At 50.9% G+C, this 13,903-nt stretch carries 14 protein-coding genes; 3 read left to right on the top strand and 11 right to left on the bottom strand.

The window, feature by feature from the left end; genetic code table 11:
• Window positions 1–141: 141 nt before the first annotated feature.
• Complete coding sequence (locus MUN86_RS00550; protein ID WP_245120584.1) at window positions 142–1,347, top strand: acyltransferase family protein; 1,206 nt, start codon at window positions 142–144, stop codon at window positions 1,345–1,347.
• A gap of 69 nt (window positions 1,348–1,416) precedes the next feature.
• On the opposite strand, the gene rimO is transcribed toward MUN86_RS00550, so the two are convergent.
• The 6 genes from rimO to rpmB all read right to left on the bottom strand — a co-directional run bounded on the left by rimO (window position 1,417) and on the right by rpmB (window position 6,610).
• Window positions 1,417–2,733, bottom strand: coding sequence for a 30S ribosomal protein S12 methylthiotransferase RimO (rimO, locus tag MUN86_RS00545; RefSeq protein WP_245120582.1), 1,317 nt, complete (start codon window positions 2,731–2,733; stop codon window positions 1,417–1,419).
• A 148-nt stretch (window positions 2,734–2,881) separates the two neighbouring features.
• Entirely contained in the window at window positions 2,882–3,856 is a 975-nt protein-coding gene (gene ftsY / locus MUN86_RS00540; protein ID WP_243799022.1) for a signal recognition particle-docking protein FtsY, read from the bottom strand.
• A 187-nt stretch (window positions 3,857–4,043) separates the two neighbouring features.
• Window positions 4,044–4,205 carry a DUF4295 domain-containing protein gene (locus MUN86_RS00535; protein ID WP_022825072.1) on the bottom strand — a complete coding sequence of 54 codons (162 nt, stop codon included), beginning with the start codon at window positions 4,203–4,205 and terminating at the stop codon, window positions 4,044–4,046.
• Window positions 4,206–4,212: 7 nt separating this feature from the next.
• Complete coding sequence (rpmG, locus tag MUN86_RS00530; RefSeq protein ID WP_227610342.1) at window positions 4,213–4,395, bottom strand: 50S ribosomal protein L33; 183 nt, start codon at window positions 4,393–4,395, stop codon at window positions 4,213–4,215.
• Window positions 4,396–4,612: 217 nt separating this feature from the next.
• Window positions 4,613–6,244 (bottom strand): aminopeptidase P N-terminal domain-containing protein, encoded by a 1,632-nt coding sequence (locus tag MUN86_RS00525; protein ID WP_245120580.1) that lies wholly within the window; start codon window positions 6,242–6,244, stop codon window positions 4,613–4,615.
• Window positions 6,245–6,370: 126 nt separating this feature from the next.
• A complete protein-coding gene (gene rpmB, locus MUN86_RS00520) occupies window positions 6,371–6,610 on the bottom strand; it encodes a 50S ribosomal protein L28 (RefSeq protein ID WP_022825070.1) in 240 nt (79 codons plus the stop codon).
• 218 nt (window positions 6,611–6,828) lie between these two features.
• Between rpmB and MUN86_RS00515 the strand changes: the two genes are divergently transcribed.
• A complete protein-coding gene (locus MUN86_RS00515; protein WP_245120578.1) occupies window positions 6,829–7,674 on the top strand; it encodes a class I SAM-dependent methyltransferase in 846 nt (281 codons plus the stop codon).
• Window positions 7,675–8,018: 344 nt separating this feature from the next.
• Here the strand turns inward: MUN86_RS00515 and MUN86_RS00510 are convergent, their stop codons facing one another.
• From MUN86_RS00510 to ruvX, 4 genes are all read right to left on the bottom strand, one after another.
• Window positions 8,019–8,183, bottom strand: a complete 165-nt coding sequence (locus MUN86_RS00510; RefSeq protein WP_245120576.1) for a C1orf53 family protein — start codon at window positions 8,181–8,183, stop codon at window positions 8,019–8,021.
• A gap of 94 nt (window positions 8,184–8,277) precedes the next feature.
• Window positions 8,278–9,252 (bottom strand): zinc dependent phospholipase C family protein, encoded by a 975-nt coding sequence (locus tag MUN86_RS00505; protein ID WP_245120574.1) that lies wholly within the window; start codon window positions 9,250–9,252, stop codon window positions 8,278–8,280.
• Window positions 9,253–9,499: 247 nt separating this feature from the next.
• Window positions 9,500–10,099 (bottom strand): peptide deformylase, encoded by a 600-nt coding sequence (def, locus tag MUN86_RS00500; RefSeq protein WP_245120572.1) that lies wholly within the window; start codon window positions 10,097–10,099, stop codon window positions 9,500–9,502.
• Entirely contained in the window at window positions 10,096–10,506 is a 411-nt protein-coding gene (gene ruvX / locus MUN86_RS00495; RefSeq protein WP_245120570.1) for a Holliday junction resolvase RuvX, read from the bottom strand. Before ruvX ends, def begins: the two co-directional genes overlap by 4 nt.
• Window positions 10,507–10,900: 394 nt before the next feature.
• Between ruvX and MUN86_RS00490 the strand changes: the two genes are divergently transcribed.
• Window positions 10,901–12,583: a S41 family peptidase gene (locus tag MUN86_RS00490; protein ID WP_245120568.1), complete on the top strand. Its 1,683-nt coding sequence runs from the start codon at window positions 10,901–10,903 to the stop codon at window positions 12,581–12,583.
• Between the two features lie 194 nt (window positions 12,584–12,777).
• On the opposite strand, the gene MUN86_RS00485 is transcribed toward MUN86_RS00490, so the two are convergent.
• Complete coding sequence (locus MUN86_RS00485) at window positions 12,778–13,776, bottom strand: transglutaminase-like domain-containing protein (protein WP_245120566.1); 999 nt, start codon at window positions 13,774–13,776, stop codon at window positions 12,778–12,780.
• Window positions 13,777–13,903 lie beyond the last annotated feature (127 nt).

The raw sequence follows: 13,903 nt of genomic DNA, 5'->3' as shown, positions 1-13,903 counted from the left end.
TTCAATCCATGTAGTCAGCCTATTCAATATAACTATTTAATGAATATTGAATTTATAGGCAAAAAGAATCGATTTATTTTGCATCAAGTCCATATACTTTTGCAATATTTGAGCATTAAAACGTTTTAATGCCGAGTGTTTATGCAGTCCAGCTCTCAACAGCCCAAAATTTATTTTCCTAATTTAGACGGATTACGCACCTTAGCTTGCTTAGGAGTTTTTGCTTTTCACGGTCTCGTAGCTACTGCTCCTGGGGAGTCAGCATCTTTCCCAGCGTTTAGCGTTTTCAATAAAGGCACTCTAGGCGTCAATTTTTTTTACGTGCTATCAGGCTTTCTGATCACGTATCTTCTCTTAGACGAGGAACAACGGCACCAAAGAATTAATCTTCTTGATTTTTATCGCCGCCGTATCCTGCGCATCTGGCCTGTATTTTACATGGTCATTGTGTATGGTTTTTTTGTGCATCCGCTTGTCATGCACTTGTTCCATATGTCCCATCATGAAAACGCGAGCTTGGGCTTGCACATGGTTTTCTTGGGCAATATGGACTCCGTGTGGAAGGGAGTACAGCCAGCCGCTGGTAGCCTAGCTGTGTTGTGGTCTGTAGCCGTTGAAGAGCAATTCTATCTGGTATGGCCCATCTTATTGATGTTCCTTTTCCGCCGTTGGCGGCCCGGTGCGTTTTTGCTGATCATGGCAGCTTCCTTCTGGTTTCGCTTCACGCACCAAGCTAATTTCTTCCTGACCTACCGCCATACTTTCGCTGTTATGTCGGATATGGCTATGGGTGGCGGGGCAGGTTGGCTTTGTTTTCGTTATCCGGCTTTCCGCCAATTCATAGCGGGGTGGTCGCGCTGGACTATCACGGGTATTTATGTGCTCGGCTTGTTGACGTTAGGCCCCCAGAAGTTTCTCCCTTCGGCAGTAAAAGCAGTTACCGATCAGCACATCACCCAATCCTTCTTTTTTGTCCTGGTTATTCTAGAGCAGAATTACGCTACTCGGTCTTGGTTTAAAATCAAAAACATTCCCTTCCTAACGTATTGGGGAACCTTCACCTATGGTTTCTACTGTCTGCACAGTATCGTGCTTGAATTGCTAGCCCTCAGCTCGCACCAGCTGCACATTCCTTCTACTCCGCTCAATACGGTCATTCGGGTTGCTATTGCCTTACCGCTCAGCGCCGGATTGGCTTGGTTAAGCTACACCTACTTCGAAAAGTATTTCCTGCTTCTGAAGAACAAACGCAAGCCCGCTACCGAACAAGCTGGCAAAGCCATGAAGCAAGTCATTACCCCATCAGGCCAGCTCATGCAATTGGACTTAGGAAGCCCTTCTGCATAAGCAGCACCACCTCAACAAAAAAGGCGTCCTTATAGAAAGGGCGCCTTTTTTGTTGGGAGACAGTATCAGTTACGAAACGAGTTGCCCGTACAAATCGAAATCAGATGCTTCGTTGATCTTCACGTTGGCAAAGTCGCCGAGGCGGACGAACGTATTTTTGGTGGCAGGTACCAGCACTTCGTTGTCTACTTCGGGGGAGTCGAACTCAGTGCGACCCACAAAGTAGCCGCTTTCCTTTCGGTCAAAGAGCACCTTGTACGTCTGCCCAACTTTTTGCTCGTTTAGCTCCATCGAAATGCCTTGCTGCAATTCCATGATTTGGTCGGCGCGGTCCTGCTTTACATCGGCCGGTACATCGTCGGGCAGCGAGAAGGAATGCGTGTTGTCCTCGTGCGAGTAAGTGAAGATGCCAAGCCGGTCGAAGCGGGTTTGCTCCACAAAGTCGTAAAGGTCTTCAAAGTCCTGTTGCGTCTCGCCGGGGTGGCCGGCAATAAGCGTAGTGCGCAAAGCAATAGTGGGCACGCGCTGACGGATGGTATCTACCAGCTCGATGGTGCGCCGTCGGCTGATGCCACGCCGCATCGTCTTTAGCATGTTGTCGGATACGTGCTGCAATGGCATATCCAAGTACTTGCAAATGTTGGAGCGCTCGTTCATTACGTCCAGCGCCTCCAACGGAAACTGCGACGGATACGCGTACTGCATCCGAATCCACTCGATGCCGTCTACGTCCGAAAGATGGCGCAACAAGTCGGCTAGTTTCCGCTCGCCATAGGCTTGCAGGCCATAGTAAGTCAGGTCTTGCGCAATCAGAATCAACTCCTTGGTGCCCATGCTCGCCAAGCGTTTGGCATCCCGCACCAATTCTTCGATAGGCCGATCTACGTGCTTGCCGCGCATCAACGGAATAGCGCAGAACGAGCAAGGACGGTTGCAGCCTTCCGCAATCTTGAAGTAGGCGTAGTGCTGCGGCGTGGTCAGCAGCCGCTCTCCTACTAGCTCGTGCATGTAGTCGGCTTCCAGCGTCTTCATCAACTGCGGCAACTCCAGCGTTCCGAAGTAGGCATCTACCTGCGGAATCTCTGCTTCTAAGTCATCCTTATAGCGCTGCGAAAGGCAGCCCGTCACGTAGAGCTTCTGCAGCTTACCGGCCTCCTTTTCGTCGGCGTAACGCAGAATGGTATCAATGCTTTCTTGCTTGGCGTTATCGATGAAACCGCAAGTATTGATAATCACAATGTTGGCGTCGCTCTTGTCGGCTTCGTGCGTCACCTCGAATTGGTTGGCGCGGAGCTGCCCCATGAGCACTTCCGAGTCGACTATGTTCTTGGAACAACCAAGGGTAATGACATTGACTTTATTGGCCTGCTGGCTTCTAACTTTCATACGTTGATTTTTTGTTGTCCCGAGCGAAGCAAAGGACCTCCTCTAATCGGAACAAACTGGTTGTGAACGACAATCCGTTCTATCGTTTCGTTCCGACTAAAGCAGGTCCTTTAATTTGTCGAGGGCAACAACACTGTTATGATGTGTGCTACTTCTTGAATAATGAGTTGACGAAAGTGCGCCGGTCGAACAACTGCAAGTCGGTCATCTTCTCTCCCACCCCGATATAACGCACCGGTACTTGCAGCTGGTCGCTGATGCCAATGACCACGCCACCCTTAGCAGTACCATCAAGCTTGGTGATAGCCAAGGCCGATACTTCCGTAGCTTTCGTGAATTCTTTGGCTTGCAGAAAAGCATTCTGCCCGGTACTACCATCAAGCACCAACAGCACCTCGTGAGGCGCATCCGGAATCACCTTCTGCATCACGCGCTTGATTTTATTCAGCTCGTTCATCAGGTTCACCTTGTTGTGCAGACGACCCGCCGTGTCGATAATTACGACGTCGGCACCCAGTTCAACACCTTGCTTGATGGCATCGTAGGCCACAGAAGCCGGGTCAGTGTTCATGCCGTGCGAAATAACGGGTACGCCTACTCGCTGCCCCCAAATAATGAGCTGGTCGACGGCGGCGGCCCGGAACGTATCGGCGGCTCCTAGCACTACCTTTTTGCCTGCACTGTGAAAACGATGGGCCAGTTTGCCAATGGTAGTGGTTTTACCCACTCCGTTTACGCCCACTACCATAATCACAAAGGGCTGGCCGGGACTGTCGGGCCGGTCGAGGATGGCGTTAGAGCCGGAGGTACGATTGTCTTGCAACAAATCCACAATTTCCTCGCGCAAAATACGGTCCAGCTCCGAGGTGCTAACGTACTTGTCGCGGGCCACGCGCTTCTCGATACGGTCGATGACTTTCACCGTGGTATCAATGCCAACGTCGGCGTGTACTAGCAAGGTCTCTAGGTCGTCGAGTACCGCTTCGTCGACGGTAGCTTTGCCCACTACGGCTTTGCTGAGCTGGTCGAAGAAGCTGGTTTTGGTTTTTTCCAGCCCTTTATCCAACGACTCCTGTTGCTCCTTGTTTTCCTTGTCTTTTTTGAAAAAATCGAAGAGGCCCATGAGATAGGGTGTAACGCAAAGCTCCAGCTTCGCGCAGCGTGGTGGCGGTTAAACGAGTACCCATACGAAGTGTGGTTTCACTCGTCCGACGATTACGAAGCTGGAGCTTCGCACTACATATAACGCAAAAAAGTCCCACACTGGCGGGACTTCTTCACTTCGGTCAGGGGGCCACGAGGGCGCTGAACTACTTAACGCCAGTGCTTAAGTACTCCTGCACTTTGTCAACAGGCACCATTTCCTCACGGAAGGTGTAGGCACCAGTCTTATCGGATTTAACGGCGCGAATAACTTTCGCCCAGTCTTTACCGCCTGCTACTTTCAGGGTTGCTACTACTTTCTTAGCCATAACTCAATTACTTGATTTCCTTGTGAACGGTCATCTTCTTGAGCACGGGGTTGAATTTTTTCAATTCAATGCGCTCAGGCGTGTTCTTGCGGTTCTTGGTGGTGACGTAGCGCGAGGTGCCCGGCTGACCCGAGTTCTTGTGCTCGGTGCATTCGAGGATTACCTGCACCCGGTTTCCTTTCTTAGCCATCTCGACGGGGTTTTTGGGATTAAGGACTGCAAAGGTACAGGTCTTTTCGGAATTGACAAACACTCAAGTCAATAATGTAGTTGCGAATATCACTTTGACATTCACTACTCTACCATTGGCTTACTTGTTTTACTCCCTTTATTCAGCAACTCAGAAGGTAGCGCTATAAGCTATAGGTAGAATATTCGGCTCCACAGCTTAATGAAGCGCTTATATCTTACTTCAAAGCTGGCAGCTTAAAATTATCGAGGGCACTCGACTTAGCCATCAGTGCTTCTATTTCGGCTACCGTGCGTGGTGCCTCTTTGGAAAGATTTTCGGCACCGGTAGCAGTGATAAGCACGTCGTCTTCGATGCGGACACCAATATTCCACCACTTCTTATCACAAGGGCTGTTTTCCGGGATATAAATGCCTGGCTCCACCGTAATAACGTTTCCGGCCTTGAGTGAGCCATAGTTGCCTCGGTCGTGCACATCGAGACCTAGGTAATGACTGGTGCCGTGCGGAAAGTAGCGGCGCATTTCCTCAGGCTTCTGAATAATGCCAAGCTTTATCAGCCCCTCTGTTACCACTTGCTGCGCGGCCTTGTTGGGAGCTTGAAACTGATTGCCCGGCTTACATTCCCGAATGGCTGCATCTTGGGCCGCTAATACTACTTCGTATATCTGGCGTTGGGCGGCGCTGAATTTGCCAGAGGGTGGCGCCGTGCGAGTCACATCGGCGGTATATCCATGGTACTCGGCGCCGCAATCCATAAGCACCAAGTCGTTGCCAAGGCGCGGCTTATCGTTGGTTTCGTAGTGCAGGATGCAGCCGTTGTTACCGGCTCCTACAATGCTGGGGTACCCTTCGAACTCGGCACCATATTGCTTATACACATACTCATGAAGGCCCTGTACTTCCATTTCGCCCATATCAGGACGCATGGCCTTCATCACTTCTTGCTGACCTATTGCGCTAATCCGGACGGCTCGGCGTAGCAGGTTCAACTCTTCAGGAGTCTTCACTGCACGCATTTCATCTAGTGCCTCATTAAGCATTGCCGTTTCGAAGCGGCTGGTGGGGCGGGCTGCTACAGCCTTTTGGCGCTCGGCATCAGTGGTAGCCTGAAGATAATTCTGCAGGTAGGTATCTGCCGCTAAAGCTGGCTGCGTCTTAATCAAGTTTTCCAGGTAGGCTTTTACCTTGGGTGCATTTGTAACACCATACTGTTCAACGGAACGGTAAACATCAGCCTTCTTGGCATCATATGCGGCCGGAATGCCAGCCTGCTGGCGGAAACTGGCTATAAGGTCGTACAAGTCGGCAGGGTCCTGCGAATCATCTCGTACATCGGTAGGCAAGTCCAGGAAATGAATGCGTTGAAAGTCTGCCCACCGAATGCCGGTACCGGCAAAATCGGTGTTGTTGGCCACGTACTGCAGCTTCAATTGTTGCGTTGTGCCTTCTACGCCCAAGCGCCGGCCCGTCCAAGATTCTGCTTTAGGGTCGCGCGGCTGCACAAACAAGGCTTCTGTAATGCCTGATTGGCTTCCTACTGCATGTGGCTCCTTGAAGAGCACTAGCACGGCATCGGGCTCGTCGTAGCCAGTCAGGTAGTAAAAATCGGGGGCTTGATGATATATATAATTAACATCGTTAGCGCGGTTGCGGACGGGTGCTGCGAACAGCACTGCTACTGAACCCGCAGGTAGTGCTTGTCGCAGCAACTCGCGCCGGGCCTTATGAAAGGCTGGATCTAAGAAGTCGGTGGGGCGACCGGGGCCCGCTGCCCGTTGAGCATATCCATCAGCTAGTGAGGCGCATAAGGCGAAGGCCAACAACAGCGGGCAGAGAAACCGATTCATAAAGAAAGGCAGAAGTATAAGAGCGAAGCTAGGCAGATACAACAAAGACGCGTACCCGAACCGAAAAATTGCTTTTCAGTTCGGGTACGCGTCTGTTATTCTTTCGCTCTAGGTAAGCCGAAGAGACTAGTAAACGATGAAGCCTTGCTCTTTAGCCTTCTTCAGGACCGACATGATGCCGTTCTTGTTGATGGTGCGGATGGTGCTAGTAGCTACTTTCAACGTTACCCAAGAATCTTCCTCGGGGATGTAGAAGCGCTTCTTCTGCAAATTCGGGTAGAATTTGCGTTTGGTCTTATTGTTAGCGTGCGACACGTTGTTGCCTACGCGGGTACGCTTGCCGGTCAAATCACAAACTCGGGCCATGATATTTGAAGGTTGAGGTTACAATGCTAGAAACAGGGGCGCAAATATCGGTATAAGTTTGACAATAGCCAAATGTCTCCCCAACAAGTCGATAGGAAAATAAGGACTTGCTTTTATGACATGTCCGTTTCACTGAAACAGAAACTTAGAAAACCGTAGTTTTGCCAACTGCTGACTTAGTTGAGATAGTCAGCCTTCTCTTGTAACTACCTGCTCTCATGCTGAAGGAACTCTATCAGTTTGTATCGCCCAAATACCAGAATCTGTTCTTAGAGTATAAAGTTAGCTTCGAGCCCCGATACGGTCATGGCAAGCCCCCCCATCAGCCCCTTTATGACCTCATCAACCGGCACCGCGAAACATACCGGGAGCTACTTAACGGCATACTAACCTACAAGTCCATCTTCGAGCAGGTGAAGGACGCAAAAGTCGAAACTGACTCCAAGCAGCCAGCCTGGAATAACACCTTTCTGCCAGGCCTCGATATAGTAGCCATTTATGGAATGCTCGCGCATTTTAAGCCAGCGCAATATGTAGAAGTAGGCTCGGGCAACTCCACCAAAGTAGCCGCTAAGGCTATCCGCGACCAGCACCTGCCTACTCAGATTACATCTATTGATCCTTATCCGCGGGCGGAAATAGACCAACTCGCGCAACATGTGGTGCGTAAACCCTTCGAGGATACTGACTTCTCTTTCCTGTATTCGCTGAAGGCCAACGACATTCTGTTTATCGACAACTCGCACCGGGTGTTGCCAAACTCCGACTCCATGGTGTTCTTCCTCGAGGTGCTTCCTCGCTTGGCTCCCGGTGTCATAGTGCACATTCACGACATCTATTTACCTTACGACTATCCGCAATTCATGTGCGACCGGGCGTATTCCGAGCAATACATGCTAGCAGCTTTCATACTCGCTAATCCTGACAAGTACGAAACCATTCTGCCAAACTACTTTATTAGTCAAGACCCAGAGCTGAGTGGCATCCTTACTCCGCTTTGGCAGCAACCCACTTTGCAAGGGGTTGAAACCCACGGTGGCTCCTATTGGCTGCGCGTAAATTAAGTTGATGTAAAGTAGCTATTTACACTATACAACTCGCGAATTAAAGCAGAAGGGAGCGGCACTAGTGCCGCTCCCTTCTGCTTTACCGAGTATATCTAGATATCTCATAATGTGGTAGCGTATAAACCACTTAAACTATGCTTGAATAAGAAGTGAGTAGCGCCATAAACTCAGAAATAGTAGGTAGCTAAGCGTCCTCTTACTCGAGTAACTTTTCTTATGGCAAGCTACTCAATTCAAAAGCCTGCCGCATCACATGTAGATGTGACACGGCGAGCTCATTAATGGCAATTAGAGCTACAGCTGAGAAGTGAGTGTAAAGTTGTGCTTGCTGCGGGCGGGTGCTACTTAGTTGGCTTAGCTTTGCGCCAAGGGCAGTGCCGGCATCCATTACCACAGCAGTTGCCGCGACGCCGGTGATACTGCTCCGTGAAAACCATATAGCCTTCGGGCGTAAGATAGTAGTCGCCGGGTTGGAGGGGTTGAGCTAGAAACGCAGAGCTAGGCATAGAACAGGTGCAGCAATCAAACAAGATGTAAAGTTCCACCATAATTTCTTAGCCGAGCAGTGGAAACAATAAGTTGTCGGCTCACTGCTCCTATTCAATCTTCGTGACCAGGAATTATGGCCGCACCGGTTTGCTGCAACTCTTTAGCTTCCTGCGCTAGGCGCAGCTGCTCGTTCGAGGAAGGTTCCTTAGGCAACTTATCTAGGTCGGGCTGTCCGGCATCCACCCAACAGGTATACCAGAAAGCCCCAATTAGGCGTTGCGCCAGCCTCATTTGCCGCTCTACTTGGCCGGTAAGCCGCTGATGATATTCGCGGCTGAATTCGCGAGAGTACACCCGCACCGTTTGATTGTTGCGCTCCTCAAAACCATACTTCTTATCGTCGGCAAACTTGCTCGTCAGCTCCTTTTCAAACCGCAACACCGAATCGACAGCGGCATTAGAGCGGGCTATGGTTGCCCAAATCGTTTTGGATGGGGAATCCAAATAATGCGCCGGTCCAGTAAAGAAGTCATAATTGGCCGCCAGAATTTCAGGTAGCCTGGACTCCCAAAAACCGTGGATACCCCGTTGGCCTGTCAGCTGACCATTGTAGTTGTGCGTAGTATGCAGCGGCACACAGGCATCGGCAATGTAGTGCCCTAAGTCAGCCGACAAACTCAAAATTCGGTCGGCATCCCGCTGGCGGAAAGCTTCCGTGAGTTGGCCTTTCATCCGGACCACTTGCCACGGCACAATACCATGTCGCATCAAAGAATCTTCGCCGTACTTAGCTACTGCATCGGCATACGAGCGAGGCAGCTTGGCCAGAGCGGAATCACCGTACACATCCACATCCAGAAAGTGGCGAGCAGCTTCACCAGGCACCACGGAACGACGAGAATCGGGTCGGGTGGCATTGTTGGTGAGGTATTCGATGTTGGTTTTATAGAACCCAATCATCTCAGGCGGCAACGTAAATACCGCCAGCCGGTTGATGAGCCGGTGCCCGAAAAAACCCCACGCCTGCGGTTGTTGTGGCCACAAACACAAAAATGCAAGTAGCAATAGAGATAGTACGCGAGACATATAGCTTGAACAATACCAATATAAGCAAGAAAGATAATGAACATCCATTATCTAACCAAGAAGCTGAAAACCAGCAAGTAGTTAACCCTGTATAAGCTGGGTGCGAATGACACTAATCTAAAGCTAGCTATTGCACTGTATTTGCAGTGGTATAATAAGTACTAAGTTGATAATAGTAGCTTTGAATAAAACCGAAAAGCCAGTTTCGAATGAAACTGGCTTTTGAAATAAAGTAATTACTGAGTGTCTACCGGCGTCCTTGGCTGGCAAAGCGCATACGATAATCGGCATTCACGTCGCCTTTGCTGATGCGGGTGAGTTTGCCTTTGATAAGTTGTTTCTTGAAACCTGAAATCTTGTCGGTGAACAGAACACCTTCGAGGTGATCATACTCGTGTTGAATAACACGAGCCGTCATACCGCTAAAAGACTCTTCATGCTGCTGCCGGTTTTCGTCTTCATAGCGGAGCAGAATGGTTTCGGGGCGGTATACCATTTCGCGTACGCCCGGAATGCTGAGGCAGCCCTCCTCGAAACCCCATTCTTCGCCGGTTTCACTCACCATCTTTGGATTGATGAAAGCTCGCTTCACAGGTTTTTCGGCGTCGGGTAGCGGCTCGCCGGTTTCCTCATCCTCGGTATCAATCATTGGTTCCGAGTCGATGACGAACAAGCGGATGCTTTTGCCTACTTGCGGCGCGGCTAGTCCCACCCCGTGGGCGTGGTACATGGTTTCAAACATATCCTGTACGATTTGCTTCAACTCGTCGGCCGGGAGGTCTTGCGGAATGTCTTTGGCGCGCGCTTTCAGTACAGGGTCGCCAAAGGCAACTATGGGATATATCATTGGGATGCGAGGAAAGATTGCAGGATAAGGGTAGCACTAACCCGGTCTACGGTGGCTTTGTCGCGACGGTCCTTTTTGTTGAGTCCACCCGCTAACATTGCCGCGTGTGCCATACGCGAAGTGTAGCGTTCATCTATCTCGTGGATGGGCACATCGGGAAACTCGCGGCGCAGACTTCGTATCAAGCCAACCACGGCGCTGGTGCTATCAGTTGCTTCGTTGAGAAGGGTTTTAGGCATCCCAACTACAATTGCCGCTAATTGTTCGCGCTGATGGTAAGCTTTCAAATAAGCAAGTAAATCCTTGCTGTGCACCGTATCGAGGGGCGTGGCAATGAGTTGTAGTGGGTCCGTTACGGCGAGTCCGACACGCTTATTGCCATAATCGATGGCGAGGATACGGCCCATCACGAGAGGATATGCAAAGTGATACTACAGCGCAGCTAGTATGCTACCGCCTCAAAGATACAACAGACCAATAGAATCAGCGGGTTCTTGGCCGCATCACCTTAGCTATGCCTATGATTAACTCTATTTACTATCTACAATTATTATATAAAATAAATGCCAAATATCAGCTGCTTGTTTTTGGCAGATAACTAAAATCAAAAGTAGTACCATAGAATTACAAACAGCCTTTTTAATGATTTTTAGTTTGTTATAAAGATAGAATTGTATTGTTATTTGAAGTTTTAAGCATGGATATTACTAGTCTAGATTTCTTAGAAATGTTTTAATATTTTTGACTACTTCATTTCTTCGAAGCGTATTGTCACTCACACCTCTACTCGCTTAGCATCATATGACAATAGAGCCTACGCCTCAGCCAACGTCTGCATCAGAGCCAAAGCCCCGCAACTCGCGGCGGCAGGTACGACAGCCGCTGTTGCTAGCTCTTGCTTTGGCTTGCGGGGTACTGTTGGGTTCTAATCCGTTTCGACCGTCCAGCCAAAATCCTGACGGCACAGTTCGCGGTTACCTCAAGTTCAAAGAGATTCTGTCTTATGTCGACCGCGACTATGTAGACTCAGTAGATGCCGAGGCGTTATCGGATTACGCTATTGCCCGAATGCTAGAACAGCTTGACCCGCACTCGGTATTCATCCCTGCCAAGCAGCAACAGCAAGCCTCGTCTTTTCTACAGAGCGATTTCGATGGCGTGGGCGTGGAGTTCAACATCTTCCACGATACTGTAACGGTGGTTGCGCCATTAAGTGGCGGACCAGCAGAACTCTCTGGCTTGCAGCCCGGCGACCGAATAATGGCGGTTAATGGGGAGCGAGTTTCCGGAATCCACATCACCACCGAGCAGATGTTTGGAAAGCTGCGCGGCACGCGGGGCTCGAAGGTGGTCTTGCAGTTGCTGCGTCATCACCAGGTTAAACCGCTGAATGTGGCTGTTATCCGCAACCGCATCCCCAACAATTCGGTGGATGTCTCTTATCTGCTCGATAAGCAGACTGGCTATATCAAAATCAGCCGCTTCGCTAGCGGCACCTACGATGAGTTCAAGCAAGCCCTCGGTGACCTGCGCCGCCAAGGCATGACCAGCCTAGTGCTTGACCTGCGCGGCAACCCAGGCGGCTACCTCGACCGCGCAACCAAACTAGCCGATGAATTTATTGGCGGCACCCGCAAAATAGTCTACACCGACGGCAAGGGTGACCAGTACGACACTCAGACCTTTTCGCGGGTAGCCGGCGAGTTCGAAGAAGGCCCGCTGGTGGTACTCGTAGACGAAGGCAGTGCTTCGGCCGCAGAGGTAGTAGCCGGCGCTTTGCAGGACCACGACCGGGCGCTGGTAGTTGGCCGCCGCACCTACGGCAAAGGCTTGGTCCAACAGCCTATTGCCCTAAACGACGGCTCGGAACTACGCCTGACTATTGCACGCTACTACACGCCTTCCGGCCGTAGCATTCAGAAGTCGTACCGCAAAGGACTGGCGGCTTATGAGCAGGACCTACAAAATCGCTTACGGCACGGGGAGTTATTTCATGCCGACAGCATTCATTTTGCTGATTCGCTGCGTTACCACACAGACCACGGCCGCACGGTGTATGGTGGTGGCGGCATCATGCCCGACATATTTGTTCCTCGCGACACTACGGCTTTTTCAGCTTACTATACCCGGTTGCAAAGCCACAATCTGGTTCGGGAGTACGCCCTAAACTACTTTCAGGAGCACAAAGCAGAGCTAGAAGCACTACGGCCCGAGCAATTTCTGAACACATTTCGCATCAACGATGCGCAATTGCAAGCCTTAGCCCAAATGGCAGCCCGCGACGGTATGCCAGCCAACCCAACGCACTTACGCAATTGTGCCAGTTTGCTGCGCAACCAAATCAAGGCGTACATCGCTCGGAGTGCTTATGGCAAGCAAACGTATTATGCCGTATTGCACCAGCAAGACACAGAGCTAAAGCAAGCCGTGCAAGCCATGGGGAACGGATCAGCTAATCCAATGCAAAAGCTGTCAATGAATTAACCTTTATCTATAATTATCTGAGGCTATACTGCGAAACGGCCGGAGCGAGGAACTCCGGCCGTTTTGATTTTTAGTTGTATTAGAGGCGCATAGATCGGCGGCATAACAACCAGAGTAAGCCAAGCCAACCCCTATAGCAATGAGCACAGGCAGTTACAGCGAACAGCCCAATCAGAGGCCCATAAGGTTTATTACTACAACGTTTTATCCTGATATCGGAACTGCCCTTTCACTCCTTCGAGCGGTTTGCCATCTGCTTCGGCATAGGGATAAACGAAATAGTTGAGCGGTTTGCTTTTTTGTTGGGGTGCCAGTACTAAGTCACGGCCACGGGTGAGTTCGACGCGGTTTTCGTCGTGGGCGCCGAAGAAGTACGTGCGGCGCGACGGGTCTTTAGCGGCTTCGGAGGCGTCGACGGGAACCCAACCGGTTTGCTTGGTGTAAAACTCGGCCCAGCAGTGATACCCTTTAATTTCGCCAGTACCACGCTCGGTGGGAAGCGGGAAGCCGATACTGAACCGCGCTGGTATTCCGAGTGCCCGGCAATAGCCGATAAACACTGCGTGGAAGTCAGTGCAGTTGCCGCGCCGCACGTCGCAGGCATAATAAATGTCGCCCCGGCCCCAGCCTTGGCCAGTTTTGTCGTAGGTGACGGTGCTTACTACGTGCTCGTAGATGGCGCGGGCTTTTTCAAGGTCAGTCTTGGCGTTGGCTTTAACCACGACTTCCTGCGCCCAGCCCTTGATTTTGGCATCGAGCGGGACAAGGCGGTCCGGAGCTAGCCACCGGGCCATGTTGGGGTCGTTGGCTTCTAGTACGCGGGCTGGCTTCCCGTTAGTATTCGCCAAGAAAGGGTTCTGGTGTTCGCGCCGAGTTGCTTGAAAGCTCATATCGACGGTGAGGCCGGCGGCTTGTGCAGCAGGCACTTTCAAATGAAGCACCTTGTTGCCAAAAGGCGCATTGGTGATAGTATACGGGACCTTCGTTTTGATTTCAAGTTGCTGAATGTCTTGCGAAGCATCCGGATGCGGCACAGGTAGCCACAACTCCACCGAATCAGTACCGGCTGGCAGGGCGGGCATGGTAGCCGTGTAGTCGAATGTGAAAGTCCGAACTCGGGGCGTCGGCGACGGGCCAGCGGCCAGCAGTGCAAAACCCGCAGGCAGCAGATAACGGAGTATAGTGGCAGACATAAAGCAGCGGAGTATATCCTAGCTGGTCATTAACGACCGACACAGGAGGTACAAAAGTAACGTATTGCTAAAGGCTTTGTTTACGAAGCTACGTTCCTCCCACCTAAGCCTCGGCTTGCGCTAGGTT

It is taken from the genome of Hymenobacter volaticus, assembly GCF_022921055.1.
GTDB classification, from domain to species: Bacteria; Bacteroidota; Bacteroidia; order Cytophagales; family Hymenobacteraceae; genus Hymenobacter; species Hymenobacter volaticus.
The sequence above is the reverse complement of the archived record's forward strand: the minus strand, read 5'-3'. Positions and strand labels throughout refer to the sequence as shown.

Excerpts from the sequence above, each read along its gene's own strand:
- MUN86_RS00550 (WP_245120584.1), top strand. The coding sequence starts at position 142 with ATGCAGTCCAGCTCTCAACAGCCCAAAATTTATTTTCCTAATTTAGAC.
- rimO (WP_245120582.1), bottom strand. The coding sequence starts at position 2,733 with ATGAAAGTTAGAAGCCAGCAGGCCAATAAAGTCAATGTCATTACCCTT.
- ftsY (WP_243799022.1), bottom strand. The coding sequence starts at position 3,856 with ATGGGCCTCTTCGATTTTTTCAAAAAAGACAAGGAAAACAAGGAGCAA.
- MUN86_RS00535 (WP_022825072.1), bottom strand. The coding sequence starts at position 4,205 with ATGGCTAAGAAAGTAGTAGCAACCCTGAAAGTAGCAGGCGGTAAAGAC.
- rpmG (WP_227610342.1), bottom strand. The coding sequence starts at position 4,395 with ATGGCTAAGAAAGGAAACCGGGTGCAGGTAATCCTCGAATGCACCGAG.
- MUN86_RS00525 (WP_245120580.1), bottom strand. The coding sequence starts at position 6,244 with ATGAATCGGTTTCTCTGCCCGCTGTTGTTGGCCTTCGCCTTATGCGCC.
- rpmB (WP_022825070.1), bottom strand. The coding sequence starts at position 6,610 with ATGGCCCGAGTTTGTGATTTGACCGGCAAGCGTACCCGCGTAGGCAAC.
- MUN86_RS00515 (WP_245120578.1), top strand. The coding sequence starts at position 6,829 with ATGCTGAAGGAACTCTATCAGTTTGTATCGCCCAAATACCAGAATCTG.
- MUN86_RS00510 (WP_245120576.1), bottom strand. The coding sequence starts at position 8,183 with ATGCCTAGCTCTGCGTTTCTAGCTCAACCCCTCCAACCCGGCGACTAC.
- MUN86_RS00505 (WP_245120574.1), bottom strand. The coding sequence starts at position 9,252 with ATGTCTCGCGTACTATCTCTATTGCTACTTGCATTTTTGTGTTTGTGG.
- def (WP_245120572.1), bottom strand. The coding sequence starts at position 10,099 with ATGATATATCCCATAGTTGCCTTTGGCGACCCTGTACTGAAAGCGCGC.
- ruvX (WP_245120570.1), bottom strand. The coding sequence starts at position 10,506 with ATGGGCCGTATCCTCGCCATCGATTATGGCAATAAGCGTGTCGGACTC.
- MUN86_RS00490 (WP_245120568.1), top strand. The coding sequence starts at position 10,901 with ATGACAATAGAGCCTACGCCTCAGCCAACGTCTGCATCAGAGCCAAAG.
- MUN86_RS00485 (WP_245120566.1), bottom strand. The coding sequence starts at position 13,776 with ATGTCTGCCACTATACTCCGTTATCTGCTGCCTGCGGGTTTTGCACTG.